Source organism: Janthinobacterium sp. GW823-FHT03B06 (genome assembly GCF_058796955.1).
The window spans coordinates 16,311-30,060 of record NZ_JBXAJE010000005.1; the positions used below are offsets into that span (position 1 = coordinate 16,311).

At 65.3% G+C, this 13,750-nt stretch carries 13 protein-coding genes; 6 read left to right on the forward strand and 7 right to left on the reverse strand.

Annotated elements, in window-relative coordinates; all coding sequences use genetic code 11:
- Positions 1–158: 158 nt before the first annotated feature.
- The 5 genes from AC1RBA_RS17435 to AC1RBA_RS17455 all read right to left on the reverse strand — a co-directional run bounded on the left by AC1RBA_RS17435 (position 159) and on the right by AC1RBA_RS17455 (position 6,456).
- A complete protein-coding gene (locus AC1RBA_RS17435) occupies positions 159–3,008 on the reverse strand; it encodes an ATP-binding protein (protein WP_492419315.1) in 2,850 nt (949 codons plus the stop codon).
- Between the two features lie 180 nt (positions 3,009–3,188).
- Positions 3,189–3,644 (reverse strand): hypothetical protein, encoded by a 456-nt coding sequence (locus tag AC1RBA_RS17440; protein ID WP_070220085.1) that lies wholly within the window; start codon positions 3,642–3,644, stop codon positions 3,189–3,191.
- Positions 3,645–3,911: 267 nt separating this feature from the next.
- Positions 3,912–4,817, reverse strand: coding sequence for a ribosome small subunit-dependent GTPase A (gene rsgA, locus AC1RBA_RS17445; RefSeq protein WP_492419316.1), 906 nt, complete (start codon positions 4,815–4,817; stop codon positions 3,912–3,914).
- Positions 4,814–5,179, reverse strand: coding sequence for a 4a-hydroxytetrahydrobiopterin dehydratase (locus AC1RBA_RS17450; protein ID WP_070220087.1), 366 nt, complete (start codon positions 5,177–5,179; stop codon positions 4,814–4,816). Before AC1RBA_RS17450 ends, rsgA begins: the two co-directional genes overlap by 4 nt.
- Positions 5,176–6,456: a M48 family metallopeptidase gene (locus AC1RBA_RS17455; RefSeq protein WP_070220089.1), complete on the reverse strand. Its 1,281-nt coding sequence runs from the start codon at positions 6,454–6,456 to the stop codon at positions 5,176–5,178. The genes AC1RBA_RS17450 and AC1RBA_RS17455 overlap by 4 nt, the downstream gene beginning before the upstream one ends.
- Before the next feature lie 56 nt (positions 6,457–6,512).
- On the opposite strand from AC1RBA_RS17455, the gene orn reads away from it, so the two are divergent.
- Entirely contained in the window at positions 6,513–7,109 is a 597-nt protein-coding gene (orn, locus tag AC1RBA_RS17460) for an oligoribonuclease (RefSeq protein WP_170846480.1), read from the forward strand.
- A 71-nt stretch (positions 7,110–7,180) separates the two neighbouring features.
- On the opposite strand, the gene AC1RBA_RS17465 is transcribed toward orn, so the two are convergent.
- On the reverse strand, positions 7,181–7,543 hold the full coding sequence (locus tag AC1RBA_RS17465; RefSeq protein WP_492419317.1) for a hypothetical protein: 363 nt from the start codon (positions 7,541–7,543) through the stop codon (positions 7,181–7,183).
- On the reverse strand, positions 7,540–8,484 hold the full coding sequence (gene gcvA / locus AC1RBA_RS17470) for a transcriptional regulator GcvA (protein WP_034759349.1): 945 nt from the start codon (positions 8,482–8,484) through the stop codon (positions 7,540–7,542). Before gcvA ends, AC1RBA_RS17465 begins: the two co-directional genes overlap by 4 nt.
- 303 nt (positions 8,485–8,787) lie before the next feature.
- On the opposite strand from gcvA, the gene AC1RBA_RS17475 reads away from it, so the two are divergent.
- The 5 genes from AC1RBA_RS17475 to AC1RBA_RS17495 all read left to right on the forward strand — a co-directional run bounded on the left by AC1RBA_RS17475 (position 8,788) and on the right by AC1RBA_RS17495 (position 13,736).
- Positions 8,788–9,687: a DMT family transporter gene (locus tag AC1RBA_RS17475; RefSeq protein WP_070290640.1), complete on the forward strand. Its 900-nt coding sequence runs from the start codon at positions 8,788–8,790 to the stop codon at positions 9,685–9,687.
- A gap of 194 nt (positions 9,688–9,881) precedes the next feature.
- Entirely contained in the window at positions 9,882–10,976 is a 1,095-nt protein-coding gene (locus AC1RBA_RS17480; RefSeq protein ID WP_492419318.1) for a hemin-degrading factor, read from the forward strand.
- A complete protein-coding gene (locus tag AC1RBA_RS17485) occupies positions 10,964–11,890 on the forward strand; it encodes a heme/hemin ABC transporter substrate-binding protein (protein ID WP_492419319.1) in 927 nt (308 codons plus the stop codon). Before AC1RBA_RS17480 ends, AC1RBA_RS17485 begins: the two co-directional genes overlap by 13 nt.
- A complete protein-coding gene (locus AC1RBA_RS17490) occupies positions 11,887–12,939 on the forward strand; it encodes a FecCD family ABC transporter permease (protein ID WP_492419320.1) in 1,053 nt (350 codons plus the stop codon). Before AC1RBA_RS17485 ends, AC1RBA_RS17490 begins: the two co-directional genes overlap by 4 nt.
- An 8-nt stretch (positions 12,940–12,947) precedes the next feature.
- On the forward strand, positions 12,948–13,736 hold the full coding sequence (locus AC1RBA_RS17495; protein ID WP_492419321.1) for an ATP-binding cassette domain-containing protein: 789 nt from the start codon (positions 12,948–12,950) through the stop codon (positions 13,734–13,736).
- Positions 13,737–13,750 lie beyond the last annotated feature (14 nt).

Here is a 13,750-nt window from a genome sequence, read left to right on the forward strand (position 1 = left end):
TTGTCGCGCGGGTCGATGCGGTTTGCCAAGTTGTAAATCATGCAATGGCAGGGACTTCAGCCATTCAATTATAAGGGTTTTGCTTTTAGATTGGAAAGACTGGCCGGACGGGTACTTGTGTAGACAAGTATCCGCGTCCAGCCACGGTCTGGCCGGCATCAATAGATGCTGGCCGGACTGGCCGCATCGATCTGCGGCGCCACCAGGGGCAAGTCCAGCGTGAAATGCGTGCCGGCGGGGCTGCTGGCCACCTGGATGGTGCCGCCCAGCAGGGCCGTGACGATGTTGTAGCTGATCGACAAACCGAGGCCGCTGCCGCCCTGGCCCAGCTTGGTGGTAAAGAACGGGTCGAAGATGCGCGACAAATGCTGTTCGGCGATGCCGCCGCCATTGTCGGCGAAGACGATCCGCACGCGCGCGCCATCGAGCGTGGCGGACAAACGCATGCAGCCCTTGCCGGCGGCGCCGTCGTTGGGCGCGGGAGCGAAGGCGTGCAGCAGGGCGTTGTTGATCAGATTGGTGATCACCTGGCCGAACGGGCCCGGATAGCTGTCCAGTGAGATGCCGAACGCGATATCCGTCTCGATGCGGTGGCCCGAGCTGCGGATGCGGTTCATGACGGTGGCGATGATTTCATTGCTCACCTGCTGCAGGTCGAACTGGCGCCGTTGTTCGGTGGTGCGGTCGACGGCCACCTGCTTGAAGCTGTTGACCAGGTCGGCCGCGCTGTGCAGGCCGCGCATGACCAGCGCCGATGCCTTGCCCGCATCGTCGATGTAGGCGGCCAGGTCCGAGCGTCGCAGGCCGGGACCGTTCATCAGGCGTTCCACGTCTTCCGTCTTTTGCAGCATGGTGCTGGCGATCAGCAGGCTGTTGCCGATCGGGGTGTTGAGTTCATGCGCCACGCCGGCCATCAGCGAACCGAGGGCGGCCAGTTTTTCCTGCGATACCAGTTGCGCCTGGGCGTCTTGCAGTTGCCGGTAGGCGCTGGCATTGTCGAGCGCGATGGCGCCATACGCGCACAGGGTGCGGAAGATCAGGCGTTCGCGTTCGCCGTAGGCATGGGCATGGCAAGCCTGCACCGTCATCACGCCCAGCACGCGTTCGCCCACCGTCAAGGGCACGTACAGCACGCTCTGGTTATGCAGCGTGCCGGGCACGGTGTAGGCGTGGCGCTTGGGCGGTACCTGGTCGATATACACTTCGCGCCGGCCCAGCAGGCAGCGCACGGAATAGGCGCGTGGGTTGCTCAGTGGAATGGCGTTGTCGGACAGTGGCCGGCCCGCTTCCATTCCATGCGCGCGGTGCAGCGCCGTGCCCGCCGCATCGAGCATGTAGACGGCAAAGGTATTGACTGGGAGCAAGGCATGCACGTGGCGGTCCAAGACCTGAAACACGGCGCTGGCGTCGAGGTGGGTGGTGATTTCCTGGCCGATGGCCGACAGCCGCTCCAGGGTCTCGCTGGTCTGCTGCAATACTTCGGCGCGGCGCGCTTCGGAGGCGGCCAGTTCGCGGTGGTGATAGCCTTCCGAGCGCGCATGTTCCGTCTGGTGGTAAACCTGCATGGCGGTGGCGCGGTTGCTCGCCTGCTGGGTGTGGCTTTTTTCGCGCGCCACGCCCGCATCGAGGGCGATATCGTAGGCGCGCGCATAGTCGCCCGCATGCGCGTACTCGCGCGCCAGCGCATCGAGCAGTTCGCCCGGCGGCACATAGCCTTCGATGGAGTCGGCCACCTGCAGTGCCTGGTGCAGGAAATGCAGGGCGGGATTGCGTTCCTGCATGCCTGCGGGCGGCGGCAAGTCGTGGCGCGCATGCAGCATGGACAAAACGCGCAGCGCCGCCACCTGGTGCATGGCGTCGCCCTGCGCGGTGGCAAGCTGGCAAGCCCGTTCGGCCGCCTGCAGCGCTTCGTCCGGGCGGTCCAGGTAAGACAGCGCGTGGGCGCTGCCGCGCTGCGCCATGCTGCGGAAATCGGCCTGGCCCAGCGCTTCGGCGCGCTGCGCCAGGCGGCTGAAGGCGTCGAGCGCCGTGTCGTAGTCGCCCTTGTCCAGGCTCAGTTCGCCCAGGTGGAACAGGGCGTTGGCATAGGTGCGCGCGCCGGCCACGGGGGCCAGGATGTGCAGCGCTTCGCGCAGCAGTGTTTCGGCGTCGGCCAGGCGCCCCAGCTTGCGCATGGTTTCGGCCGTATGCGTCTGGCAGGCACCGATGCTGCGCGGCCAGCCGGTGGGGCGCGCCAGGTCCAGCGCGCACTGCATCCATTCGAGGGCCGATTCGTTGTCGTTGAGGCTGGAGAAACAGTCCCCGATATTGATGGCGGCCGTGATCGCGCCGCGCAGCTGGCCGCTTTCCAGGGCCGCCTCATAGCTTTGCATGTAGTGGCCGGCGGCCGTGCCCAGGTCGCGCGAGGTGTGCGCCAGCAAGCCGCGAAAGTCGTGCACCCAGGCGGCCAGCGGCGCGGGCAGCTTGCCGCTGGCGCCGTCGGTCTGGAAGTGGCCGCCCCATCGGACCTGGGCGGCCGGCGCGTCGTGCAAGACGGCCCAGCGCGCCGTGGCCGCGTCGGCCAGGCCGGCGCGCATCGCATCGCCGGCGCTACGCGCTTGCTGCGCCGCGGCCAGCAGTTCGGCGTCGCAGCGGGCATGGTCGCCCCGGTCGACGGCGATCGAGGACAGCAGCCAGTGGGCGTCGGCGCAGCCGGCGCCGTCGCCATGCGCGCACAGGATGGCGTGCGCCGCCAGGGCCAGGCTTTCGGCCGCATCGAGTGCGCCTTGCAGCCATGCCACTTCCGCCTGCACCAGTTGCAGACGCGCTTGGGCGCTGGCCAAGGCGGGTGGCGGCAGTTGGACGTGGGGCAACAAGGCTGCCGCTTCGGCTGCATGGTGCAGAGCCTGTGCGCAGTTGCGCTGGCGCAAATGCCATGCCAGCAACAGCAGCAGCGGTACGCGCCCGGCACCGCGCAACGGCAGCAATGCGCTTTCCCACTGCGCTACGTCATGTTCGAGCGCGAACATTTCCATTCAAGCATTCTCCCCGCAAACAGTGGCGCCAGCCTGCGACCGCACAGGCCATGCGTCATCGCATTGTAAGCTGCATTCAGGGGAATTGTTCAGTCCGCAGGGCAGAATTGTGCGTCCCGCCCGGCCGCCACGACAGGGCGTTTCTCCGGCCGTGCTACGGCCGGCCGCAGGCGTCTAGCGTGACACGAGGCGGATGCGGGCGCTGCCGTCCATGGTGCTGGCGCTGCGCATGTCGGCAGGCATGCGCAAGCCGGGCAGGAACTGGGCGTCGTCGATCACCACGCGCTCGCCCGTATTGCTGAAAACGAAGGTCGAGCCCTTTTTGCTGACAAACTGGCCCGGCCCGGTGGGATAGATTTCCACGCTGGGCTTTGCATGCAATTCCCTGTCGTCGATCAGGCGGCCAAAGAAATGGGTGTCCTGCTGCTGGACTTCCAGCCGTTGTCCATTCGACAGGCGGTATTGCTGCTCGATGTCTAAGGCTTCCTGTGCCGTGACGTGATAGTAGGTGCCAGAGGTGACGCGCACGCTGTCTGCGGCTTGCGGCGTCATCGCGGTTTGGGCCTGGGCTGTGCCGCCCGCAAGGGCAAAGATAGCGACGAGGAGGGGGAGTAAGCGTTTGGTCAGCATGACATTCACCTTCGATCAGGATGGCAGGATGGAGAGTAGTTAGATCGTGTGGTCGCTGGCGGGTTTCCGGCAGCGACTGGTGTCAAGTTAGCAAACGCGCCTGGCCATCGCCAGCGGCAGGCGACGGGCGGCAGGTTTGACGCGCTGAAATGCCTAAAACGGCGGATGAACGGTTTTGGGATTAAAGTCGAAAAGCAAGCTCGGCCGCAAAATTAAATTTTGCCGGCCGAGGTTTTGTTGTGGCTTTATTCGTGCTGCGGCATTTTCTTAATACAGTGTCTGCGCCGATTCGTGCAGCAGCTGGCCATACAGGGTATGGCGCATCTTGGCGATCTTGCCTTCCGACAAGGCTTGCAGGATGGCGCACTGCGGCTCGATCAGGTGGCGGCAGTTATAGAACTTGCAGCCGCCCAGGTAGGGCTGGAATTCGCGGAAAGCCCGCTCGAGCATGCCTTCGGACAGGTGATACAGACCGAATTCCTGGAAGCCGGGCGAGTCGATGATGGAACTGTTGGCGCCCAGTTCATCGAGCTTGTACAGCCGCGTAAAGGTCGTCGTGTGTTTGCCCGTGTCGAGCGCGGCCGAGATTTCGCGCACGGCGATGTCGGCGTCCGGCACCAGCAGGTTGATCAAGGATGACTTGCCCATGCCCGACTGGCCGATCAAGATCGACGACTGGCCCGCCAGCAGCGGCGCCAGGGTGGCCACGGCGTGCTCGGGCTCGGCGCGCGCCGACACTTCATCGACGGGATAGCCCATCGAGGAATACGGCAGCAGGCGCTCGCGGGCCCGTTCCAGCGAAGCGGTCACGTCCATTTTATTCAGGATGATGCGCGCCTCGATGCCGGCCGCGTCGGCCGCCACCAGCGAGCGCGAGATCAGATCGTCGGCAAAGCCCGGTTCCGTCGCCACGACGATGAACAGCTGCGTCAAATTGGCGGCCAGCAGCTTCGATTTGTACTGATCCGAGCGGTACAGCAGGGTCTTGCGTTCCTCGATGCGGTCGATGACGGCCTGGTCGTTCGAGGTGCGCGTCAGGTGCACGATGTCGCCCACGGCCACATTGGTTTTCTTGCCGCGCGTTACGCATTGCAGCTTGGCGCCGTCCACGTCGGCCAGGTAATGGCGGCCGTGGGCGGCGATGATGACGCCCGTCAACTTGCCTTCGCTCATGGGGCCACCTGGCTGCTCTGGTAAATGAGGTCGGCCTTGGCGGCGCAGATGAAGTCGTTTTCGGACAGGCCGCCGGCGCCCTGGTTGACCGAGTGCGTGTCGTAGCGCACGGCGCAGGTTTTGTAAGTAATGATGAGCTCCGGATGGTGGTCTTGCGTATGGGTCATATAGGCCAGGGCGTTCACGAACGCCAGGGTCTGGTAGTAATTCTTGAAGCCGAAGTCGCGGCACAGCTTGCCATTTTGTACTGTCCATTGCGGCAGCAGCGCGTGGAGGGTAGCGACGCCGGTGTCGCCCAGCGCGTGCTGGCGTGGCGCGCAGGACAGTTGGGCCAGCTCTTGCAGTGTGGATGGCGTATTCATGTCGTAGCCCCTTTCAGGTGGCGGATGCGCACGCTGGCCGGCGGGTGGCTATCGTAAAAGGCCGAGTGCAGCGGGTCAGGCGTCAGGGTCGACGCATTGTCTTCATACATTTTCACGAGGGCCGAGACCAGGTCGTCCGCCTGCGTGTGCGTGGCGGCAAAGGCGTCGGCTTCGAATTCGTGCTTGCGCGAGCTGAGCGAGGTCAACGGTCCCAGCAGGAAGGTAAAGACGGGCAAGGCCAGCATGAACAACAGCAGGGCCAGCGCGTCCGTCGGCTGGCCCGTCAATGCCAGCGCTACCGGATCAACGCCCAGGCCCGCGTAAAACCACGGCTGCGTTTTCAGGAAGCCCAGCAGCGCCAGAAAGCCCAGCGAGATGACGAACATCATGGCGATGCGCTTGACGATGTGCTTGAGCTTGAAGTGGCCCAGTTCATGCGCCAGCACGGCTTCGATCTCCTGCGGCGCCAGGCGCGACAGCAGGGTGTCGAAGAAGACGATGCGCTTGTTGGCGCCAAAGCCCGAGAAATACGCATTGCCGTGGGCGCTGCGCTTCGAGCCGTCCATGACGAACAAGCCTTTCGAGGCGAAACCGACGCGCTGCATCAAGCCTTCGATGCGGTTTTTCAGCGCTTCGTCGGCCAGCGGCGTGAATTTGTTGAACAGGGGCGCGATGACGGTGGGAAACAGCACCATCATCAGCAGCTGGAAGCCGCTCCAGACGAACCACGCGTACAGCCACCACAGGCCGCCCGACTTGGCCATCAGGGTCAGCACGACCCAGATCAGCGGCAGGCCGATGGCAGCGCCCAGGCCCACGCCCTTGAGCATGTCCGTGAAGAACAGCTTGCGCGCCATGGTATTGAAGCCGAAGCGTTGTTCCAGCACAAACTGGCGGTAGTAATCGAAGGGCAGGTCGATCAGGCCCGAAATGACGGCAAAGGCGGCGATCAGGCCGATCTGGTACAGCATGGGTGAACCGGCGCCCATCCATTCATTCAGGTGCAGCGCCAGCCATTGCAGGCCGCCCAGCAAGGTGAAACCGATCAGCACGGCGTAGTTGACCAGCAAGGTCAGCAGGCCGAACTTGGTCTTGGCCACCGTGTAGTCGGCCGCCTTCTGGTGCGCGGCCAGCGGGATTTTTTCCGCGAATTCGGGCGGGACTGCCGCGCGGTGCGCCAGCACGTGGCGGATCTGCCGCGAAGCGAGCCAGAAGCGCACGGCCAGGGTCAAAACGAGGATGGATACAAACAAAATCGAAAACGCGAGTGAATACATTCTGTGCCTGTGAGAAAATGGCTGATTATTTAGTTTGATTAGGCCAAGAGAGAATTATGTCACAAGCGACCGACTTAACCGCATCCACCCCCGCACCCGCCGTGCCAGCACGTCCCAACGAGATGAACCTGGTCTGGGTCGACATGGAAATGACGGGCCTGGAGCCTGATACCGACCGCATCATCGAGGTGGCGGTGGTGGTGACGGACATGCACTTGAACCTGCTGGCCGAAGGCCCCGTGTTCGTGATTCACCAGTCGGATGAAACCCTGAACAAGATGGACGCCTGGAACAAGGGCACACACGGCCGCTCGGGCCTGATCGACAAGGTCAAGGCGTCGACCGTGACGGAAGCGCAGGCGGAAGCGGAGCTGATCGCGTTCCTGAAGAAATACGTACCGGCAGGCAAGTCGCCCATGTGCGGCAACACCATCGGCCAGGACCGCCGCTTCATGGTGCGCGGCATGCCGAAGCTGGAAGCGTTCTTCCACTATCGCAATGTTGACGTATCGACATTGAAAGAGCTGTGCAAGCGCTGGAAGCCGGAAATCGCCACCGGTTTCAAGAAACACCAGAAGCACACGGCGCTGGCCGATATCCTGGAATCGATCGAAGAACTCAAGTACTACCGCGAGCACTTTATTAAGCTGTGATGGGGTTGTCGGCTTACGCGCTGCGCGCTAAGCCGACCTACGGGGCATTGCAACCTCTGGCGTAGGTCGGGTTAGCGCCTTGGCGCGTAAGCCGACACAGCCGCCTCAAAGGCAAGGCTGTGCCAAACCCCATCCTCACCCCGCCACTCCAGCGCAAACGCTCCCGTTTGCCGCAAGTCCGTAATCCAGCGCACTTCGCCTGGCTGGCGGAAATATTCCACGCACTGGCCGAACCCCTGTTCCAGCCGGCAAATCACCAATCCTTCGCCCGCCACGGCGCACCATTGCTCATGGTCATCGATCAAGGCCACGGCCGGGTCGCCATAGAATTCGCCCAGGCTGGCGTGACGCCCATCGGCGGCCGTCACTCTGGCATGTTCGTATTCGTGCTGGACAATATAGTCGGCGCTGCGCGCCACTTCGTGTGTCGTCATGCTGTCTCCACGGTAGGCCAGACGGTTTCCTGGTCGGCGCGCGCTTCGGCGATCAGCCATTCGCAAAACGCGTGCACGAGGGGCCGCGTTTCCGCCTGGGGCGAACGCAGCAGATAATAGCAGTGGGGGCCGCGCACGGCGTGTTCGAACACGCGCACCAGGCGGCCCGAGCGCAGGTCGTCGCCGATCAGGGGACTGGCGGCAATGGCCACGCCCTGGCCGCTGGCGGCTGCGTCCAGGCATAAATACGTGTGCGAAAAGCGCGCGCCGCTGTTGCCGCTATTGCCGCTGTAATGCACGCCGCAGCTGTGCAGCCAGCGCGTCCAGTCGATTTCGCCTGGCAGGTGCACTTCCGGCTCGTCGTGCAGCAGCGGATAGCGCAGCAGGTCGGCGGGCTGGCGCAGGCTGGCCGCGTTGGCGCGGAAATCGGGGCTGCAGACGGCGGAAAACCATTCTTCCATCAATAGATCCACTTTCAGGCCCGGATAGCGGCCCGGTCCCAGGCGGATGGCCACGTCCACGCCATCGCGCGCCAGGTCGACCGGGTGCATGGACGCCAGCACGCGCAGTTCGATCTGCGGGTAGCGGTCGCGCAGCCGGCCCAGGCGCGGCATCAGCCAGCGCGAGACGAGCGAGCTGGTGGCCGTCACCGTGACGACCTTGTCGTCGCCCTGGCGCCGCGCCTGCTCGGAGACGTCGGCCAGCTGGTTGAGTATCGGCCCCAGCGAAGCCGCATAGCGCTGGCCGGCGCTGGTGAGCACCACGCCGCGCGGCAGACGCTGGAACAGCACGATGCCGAGCCACGCTTCCAGCTGTTTGACGTGATGGCCGATGGCGCCGGCCGAGACGTGCAATTCTTCGCCCGCGCGCTGGAAACCTTCATGACGGGCGGCGGCCTCGAAGGCGTGCAGGGCGGCGAGCGGTGGCAAGGGACGTGACATGGCGTTCTTAATAGAATTGAGCCTCAGTAATATTCGGCCTATCCGTGAAGAATATTGGTTTGTTTCATTTTGCGCAAGCGAATATGATGCCGCTCATGCGTGAAACGACCCGCAACAGGATTCACGCATGCATCATCTTCCAGCCTTGCTTGGCATTAATATTTACAACGCCTGGGAAAACCGTCGCGAGCGGCAGTGATTTGTGGCTGAGAAGCGCAATCGTACTTCAGTACGGTGAGCATCGCCGGCCGCAAAGCGCGACGCGCAGCAGGTTTGCCCTGGCGTACTCAAAGAGGTTTAGTCATGTCTGATCGCCGCGCCGTTGCGCTGGTGTTGCTGTCGGCCGCCGGTTTCGGCAGTTCCGCAGTGTTTGCCAAGGCGGCCTATGCGTCCGGGGTCAACCCGTCGACCATGCTGGCCTTGCGTTTCGTCATCGCCGCCATGCTGTTGCTGCCGCTCGTGTGGCTCGGTGGCTGGCGCTTGCCGCGCGGCCGCCTGCTGGCCGGCTACATGCTGATGGGCCTGATGTACACGGCCCAGTCGCAAGGCTATTTCAATGCCCTCATGTATGCCAGCAGCGGCCTGTGCGGCATGCTGCTGTACGTGTATCCCGTTCTGGTCACCATCCTCGCGCTGGCCCTGGGCTGGGAAAAGCTGGACCGGCGCATGCTGGTGCTGATGGCGCTGGCCATTGCCGGCATGGCCATCACCCTGGGCGGCAAGCTGCAGGGCCAGCCCATTGGCATCGCCCTGGCCCTGATGGCGGCCGGCGTGTACGCCGTGTACATCCTGTTTGGCAACAGCCTGTCGAAAAGCCGCGAGAATATTCACCCATTGGCCGCTTGCGTCGTGATTCTGGGCACGGCGGGCCTGTCGAACAGCGCGATTGCCTTGTGGCAAGGTGTGTCCTTGCCAGGCACGGCGACGGGCTGGCTGGCCGTCAGCGCCATTGCCCTGTTCTCGACGGCCATCGCGATCGCCGCCTTCTTTGCCGGCGTGGCGCAGATCGGCGCGGCCAAGGCGTCGATCATTTCCACGTTTGAACCCGTCATCACGATGGCGTTTGGCGTGACCTTGCTGAAGGAATCCGTCAGCGGCACGCAATTGCTGGGCGGCGCCATGGTGCTGGCCGCCGTGGTCTTGCTGGCGCAGCGGCCCGCGCCCAAGGCGGCGGCCATGCCGGGCGTGCAGGCCAGCGCCTGATCCTGTTTTTCCCGAACTGATCGGTTGTCTCGATCGGTCTCCTTTGGCGCCGCGACGGGTTTCCTGTCGCGGCGCTTTTTTTATGCGCACACAAATAAGACTTGATTGCGAATGATTCTCATTTATAATTAACGTCAATTTCCCCACCACCAGCTAGCCCATGCCAGCCAGTGTTCGCCTTGAAAGGAGACACCGTGTCGAGCACGTTCCCCATTTGCAATATCGAGCTGGTCACCAGTGAATTTGCCCGCCTGCGCCGCGAAAAGAAGGCCCGCCACCGCGACATCGCCGAGGAACTGGGCATAGCCGAAGGCGAGCTGATCGCTGCGCATGCGGGCCTGTCGCTGGCCGATGGCGCCTTGCTGGGCGCCGAGCGCCTGCAGGCCGACTGGCCCGCCATCATCGCCGCGCTGGAGCCGCTGGGCGAAGTCATGGCGCTGACGCGCAACGCCTCGTGCGTGCATGAAAAGACGGGCGTCTACCGAAAAGCCAGTCACAACAACCATGTGGGCCTGGTGCTCGGTGGCGACATCGACCTGCGCGTGTTTTACCGCCAGTGGGCGCATGGCTTTGCCGTTCGCGAGCTGGGCGAGCACGAGGTGCAGCGCAGCCTGCAATTTTTCGATGCGGCCGGCCACGCCGTGCACAAGATTTTCCTCAAGCCGCAAAGCGACCTGGCCGCCTACGACGCGCTGGTGACGCGCTTTGCCGACGCGGACCAGGAGGCCGGCATCGCCGTGACGGCGCCGCCGCCGGCGCCGACCGAACTGCCCGATGCGCAGATCGACGTGGCCGGTTTTCGCGCCGCCTGGGCCGACTTGCGCGACACGCATGAATTTTTCACCGTGCTGAAAAAATATGCGGTCTCGCGCCTGCAGGGCCTGCGCCTGGCCGAAGCGCGCTTCGTGCAGCAGATCGACAAATCCTGCGTGCTCGACCTGCTCAACGATGCCGCGCTGGAAAAGGTGTCCATCATGGCCTTCGTCGGCAATGCGGGCATGATCCAGATCCATTCGGGCCCCGTGCACAAAATCGCCGTGATGGGGCCGTGGATCAATGTCCTCGACCAGCGCTTCAACCTGCATTTGCGCGAAGACCATATCGCCAGCGCCTGGGTGGTGAAAAAGCCGACCGTCGACGGCCTGGTGACGTCCGTGGAACTGTTCGATGCGAAGGGCGACACCATCGTCATGTTCTTCGGCGAACGCAAGCCGGGCGTGCATGAATTGTGCGAATGGCGCCATATCGTCGACAGGGTGGCGCGGGAGGGCGAACTATGCGCCGCATGATCGCCGCCAGCGTGGCGCGCCGCATCGCGCTGAAAAAAATGGGGGCGGGAGCGCTGGCCCTGGCCGCGCCGATGCAGGTGCTGGCGGCAGTGACCGACGCGGCCAAGCCGCTGGCCAAGGCGCGGCGCATCGTCAGCGTGGGCGGCGCGCTGACGGAAATCGTCTACGCGCTCGAGGCGCAGGGCGAACTGGTGGGCGTCGATACGACCTCGCTGTATCCGGCCGTGGCGCAGCAGCTGCCGCAGGTGGGCTATGCGCGCACCCTGTCGGCCGAAGGCGTGCTGTCGCTGGCGCCCACGCAGCTGATCGCCACCGAGGAAGCGGGGCCGCAAGCGGTGCTGCGCCAGGTGCGCGAGGCGGGCGTGCCGGTGGCGGTGCTCAGCGCGAACAACCAATTCGAAGGCTTGCTCGAACGCGTAAAGCAGGTGGGCAGGATCACGGGACGTGCCGACCCCGCCGCGCGCCTGGCGCAAAGCCTGCAGCAGCAGTGGAGCGGCGCCCTGGCCAAGGTGCAGCAGCGCCAGCATGCGCCCGTGCGCGTGCTGTTCATCCTTGCCCATGCGCCGAACCAGGTGATGGTGGGCGGGCGCGAGACGGGCGCCGACGCCATGCTCGCGTATGCGGGCGCCGTCAACGTGATGGGCGGGCAGGGCGGATTCGCCGGCTACAAGCCGCTGACGCCTGAAGCCGTGATCGCCGCGCGGCCCGACATCGTGCTCGTCACGGACCAGGGCTTGAAAGCTTCGGGCGGCGTGGACGGCATCCTGAAACTGCCAGGCCTGGCGCAGACGCCGGCCGGGCGCAAGCACCGCATCGTCTCGCAGGAAGCCATGCTGCTGCTGGGCTTTGGCCCGCGCATGCCGCAGGCGCTGGCGGAACTCGACGTCGCTTTCGCCAAAGCCATGGCCGCATGAGCGTGGCTTCCCTGGTCTCCGCCGCGCCCTGGCGCTGGCCACGCTGGGGCGCCGGCGGGCTGCTGGCCGCCGCACTGGCTGGCGGCTTGCTCGTCGCCGTGCAGGCGGGCGCCGTGCCCGTGACCCTGGCCGACTGGCTGGCGCCGTTTCAAGCGGGCGACGCGGCGCTGTCCGGCGGCGCGTACGTGCTGTGGCATATCCGTTTGCCGCGCGCGCTGTTCGCCGCCCTGATCGGCGCCGCGCTGGCGCTGGCCGGCGGCCTGACGCAAGGGCTGTTCCGCAATCCGCTGGCCGACCCGGGACTGCTGGGCGTGAGCAGCGGCGCCGCCTGCGCGGGCGCGGCCACCATCGTTTTCACGGCCAGCCTGCACGTGGCGCCCGAACTGCGCGTGTGGCTGCTGCCGGCCGCCGCGTTTGCGGGCGCCATGCTCATTTGCGTGCTGCTCGACCGGGTCGCCCGCTGGGCCACGCCCGGTTCCATCGTCGGCCTGCTGCTGACGGGCGTGGCGCTGAACGCCATCACGGTGGCCGTCATGGGCCTGTGCATCTACCTGGCCAGCGACGACCAGTTGCGCACCCTGACTTTCTGGACCCTCGGTTCGCTGTCGGCCGGCAGCTGGCGCCAGGTGGCTGCCCTGCTGCTGGTGCTGGCCGGCGCGCTGTGGGCCACGCGTTTCCTGATGCGTTCCCTGAACGCGCTGGCGCTGGGCGAGGCGCAGGCGCTGCACGTGGGCGTCGACGTGGGCCGCCTGCGCACGCAGGTGATCGTGCTGGTGGCCGTGCTGGCCGGGTTTGCCGTCGCCTGGTGCGGCGGCATCGGCTTCATTGGCCTGATCGCGCCGCACCTGGTGCGCACCTGGCTGGGCGCCGACCAGCGCCGCGTGCTGCCGCTGGCGATGCTGATGGGCGCCTTGCTGCTGCTGTCGGCCGACACCCTGGCGCGCACGGTCGCCATTCCCGCGGAAGTCCCCGTCGGCATTTTCACGGCCTTGCTGGGCGGGCCATTTTTCCTGATGCTGTTGCGGCGCTTCCGCCACGGCACCGCCTAGAGGTGAACATGACGCCGATACTGGAATTGACGTTCGCCACCACGCAACTGGGCCAGCAGTATTTCGGCCCGTTCAATCTGCGGGTGGCGCCCGGCGAGCGCGTCGCCCTCCTCGGCCCCAGCGGCGCGGGCAAGTCGACCCTGTTGAAACTGATGGCGCGTGAACTGCATCCGCAGTCGGGCCAGGTGGTCTTCGCCGGCCGGCCGCTGGCGCAGTGGCCGCTGGCGGAACTGGCCCTGCGCCGCGCCGTCCTGCCGCAAGGTTCGACCGTGGCCTTCGGATTGCCGTGCGAACTGGTGATCGGCCTGGGGCGGGTGGCGCGCCTGGCCGACCCGCAGCTGGGACGGATCGTGCAGGACGCGGCCGCCCTGGCGCACGCCGCGCATCTGCTGGGGCGGCGCCTCGACACCCTGTCCGGCGGCGAGCAGGCCAGGGTGCAGCTGGCGCGCATCTTCGCGCAGATGTGGGATGTGCAGGATGGCTTGATACTCGTCGACGAACCGCTGGCGGCGCTCGATCCCGGCCTGCAATTCGATTTGCTCGACAGCCTGCGGCAGTTTTGCGCCGCGCGCGGCCACGCCGTCGTCGCCATCCTGCACGACATCAACCACGCCTTGCTGGGCTTCGAGCGCTTGCTGCTGGTGCGTTCGGGCCAGCTGGTGGCGGATATCGCCAGCGATGCCGGCGCCGTGCCCGCCCTGGCCGCGCTGTACGGCATCGCCCTGACGACGGCGACCAGCAGCGACGGCCACGTGTGCGTCATCCCTGCGAGAAGCGCCATACGCAGGGCCGCCTGACCGGCACATTTATT

What these genes read in the sequence shown, in the direction of transcription:
- AC1RBA_RS17455 (WP_070220089.1), bottom strand. Translation starts at nt 6,456, where the DNA reads ATGTATTCACTCGCGTTTTCGATTTTGTTTGTATCCATCCTCGTTTTG.
- AC1RBA_RS17485 (WP_492419319.1), top strand. Translation starts at nt 10,964, where the DNA reads ATGCGCCGCATGATCGCCGCCAGCGTGGCGCGCCGCATCGCGCTGAAA.
- AC1RBA_RS17475 (WP_070290640.1), top strand. Translation starts at nt 8,788, where the DNA reads ATGTCTGATCGCCGCGCCGTTGCGCTGGTGTTGCTGTCGGCCGCCGGT.
- orn (WP_170846480.1), top strand. Translation starts at nt 6,513, where the DNA reads ATGTCACAAGCGACCGACTTAACCGCATCCACCCCCGCACCCGCCGTG.
- AC1RBA_RS17465 (WP_492419317.1), bottom strand. Translation starts at nt 7,543, where the DNA reads ATGACGACACACGAAGTGGCGCGCAGCGCCGACTATATTGTCCAGCAC.
- AC1RBA_RS17435 (WP_492419315.1), bottom strand. Translation starts at nt 3,008, where the DNA reads ATGTTCGCGCTCGAACATGACGTAGCGCAGTGGGAAAGCGCATTGCTG.
- gcvA (WP_034759349.1), bottom strand. Translation starts at nt 8,484, where the DNA reads ATGTCACGTCCCTTGCCACCGCTCGCCGCCCTGCACGCCTTCGAGGCC.
- AC1RBA_RS17450 (WP_070220087.1), bottom strand. Translation starts at nt 5,179, where the DNA reads ATGAATACGCCATCCACACTGCAAGAGCTGGCCCAACTGTCCTGCGCG.
- AC1RBA_RS17490 (WP_492419320.1), top strand. Translation starts at nt 11,887, where the DNA reads ATGAGCGTGGCTTCCCTGGTCTCCGCCGCGCCCTGGCGCTGGCCACGC.
- rsgA (WP_492419316.1), bottom strand. Translation starts at nt 4,817, where the DNA reads ATGAGCGAAGGCAAGTTGACGGGCGTCATCATCGCCGCCCACGGCCGC.
- AC1RBA_RS17495 (WP_492419321.1), top strand. Translation starts at nt 12,948, where the DNA reads ATGACGCCGATACTGGAATTGACGTTCGCCACCACGCAACTGGGCCAG.
- AC1RBA_RS17440 (WP_070220085.1), bottom strand. Translation starts at nt 3,644, where the DNA reads ATGCTGACCAAACGCTTACTCCCCCTCCTCGTCGCTATCTTTGCCCTT.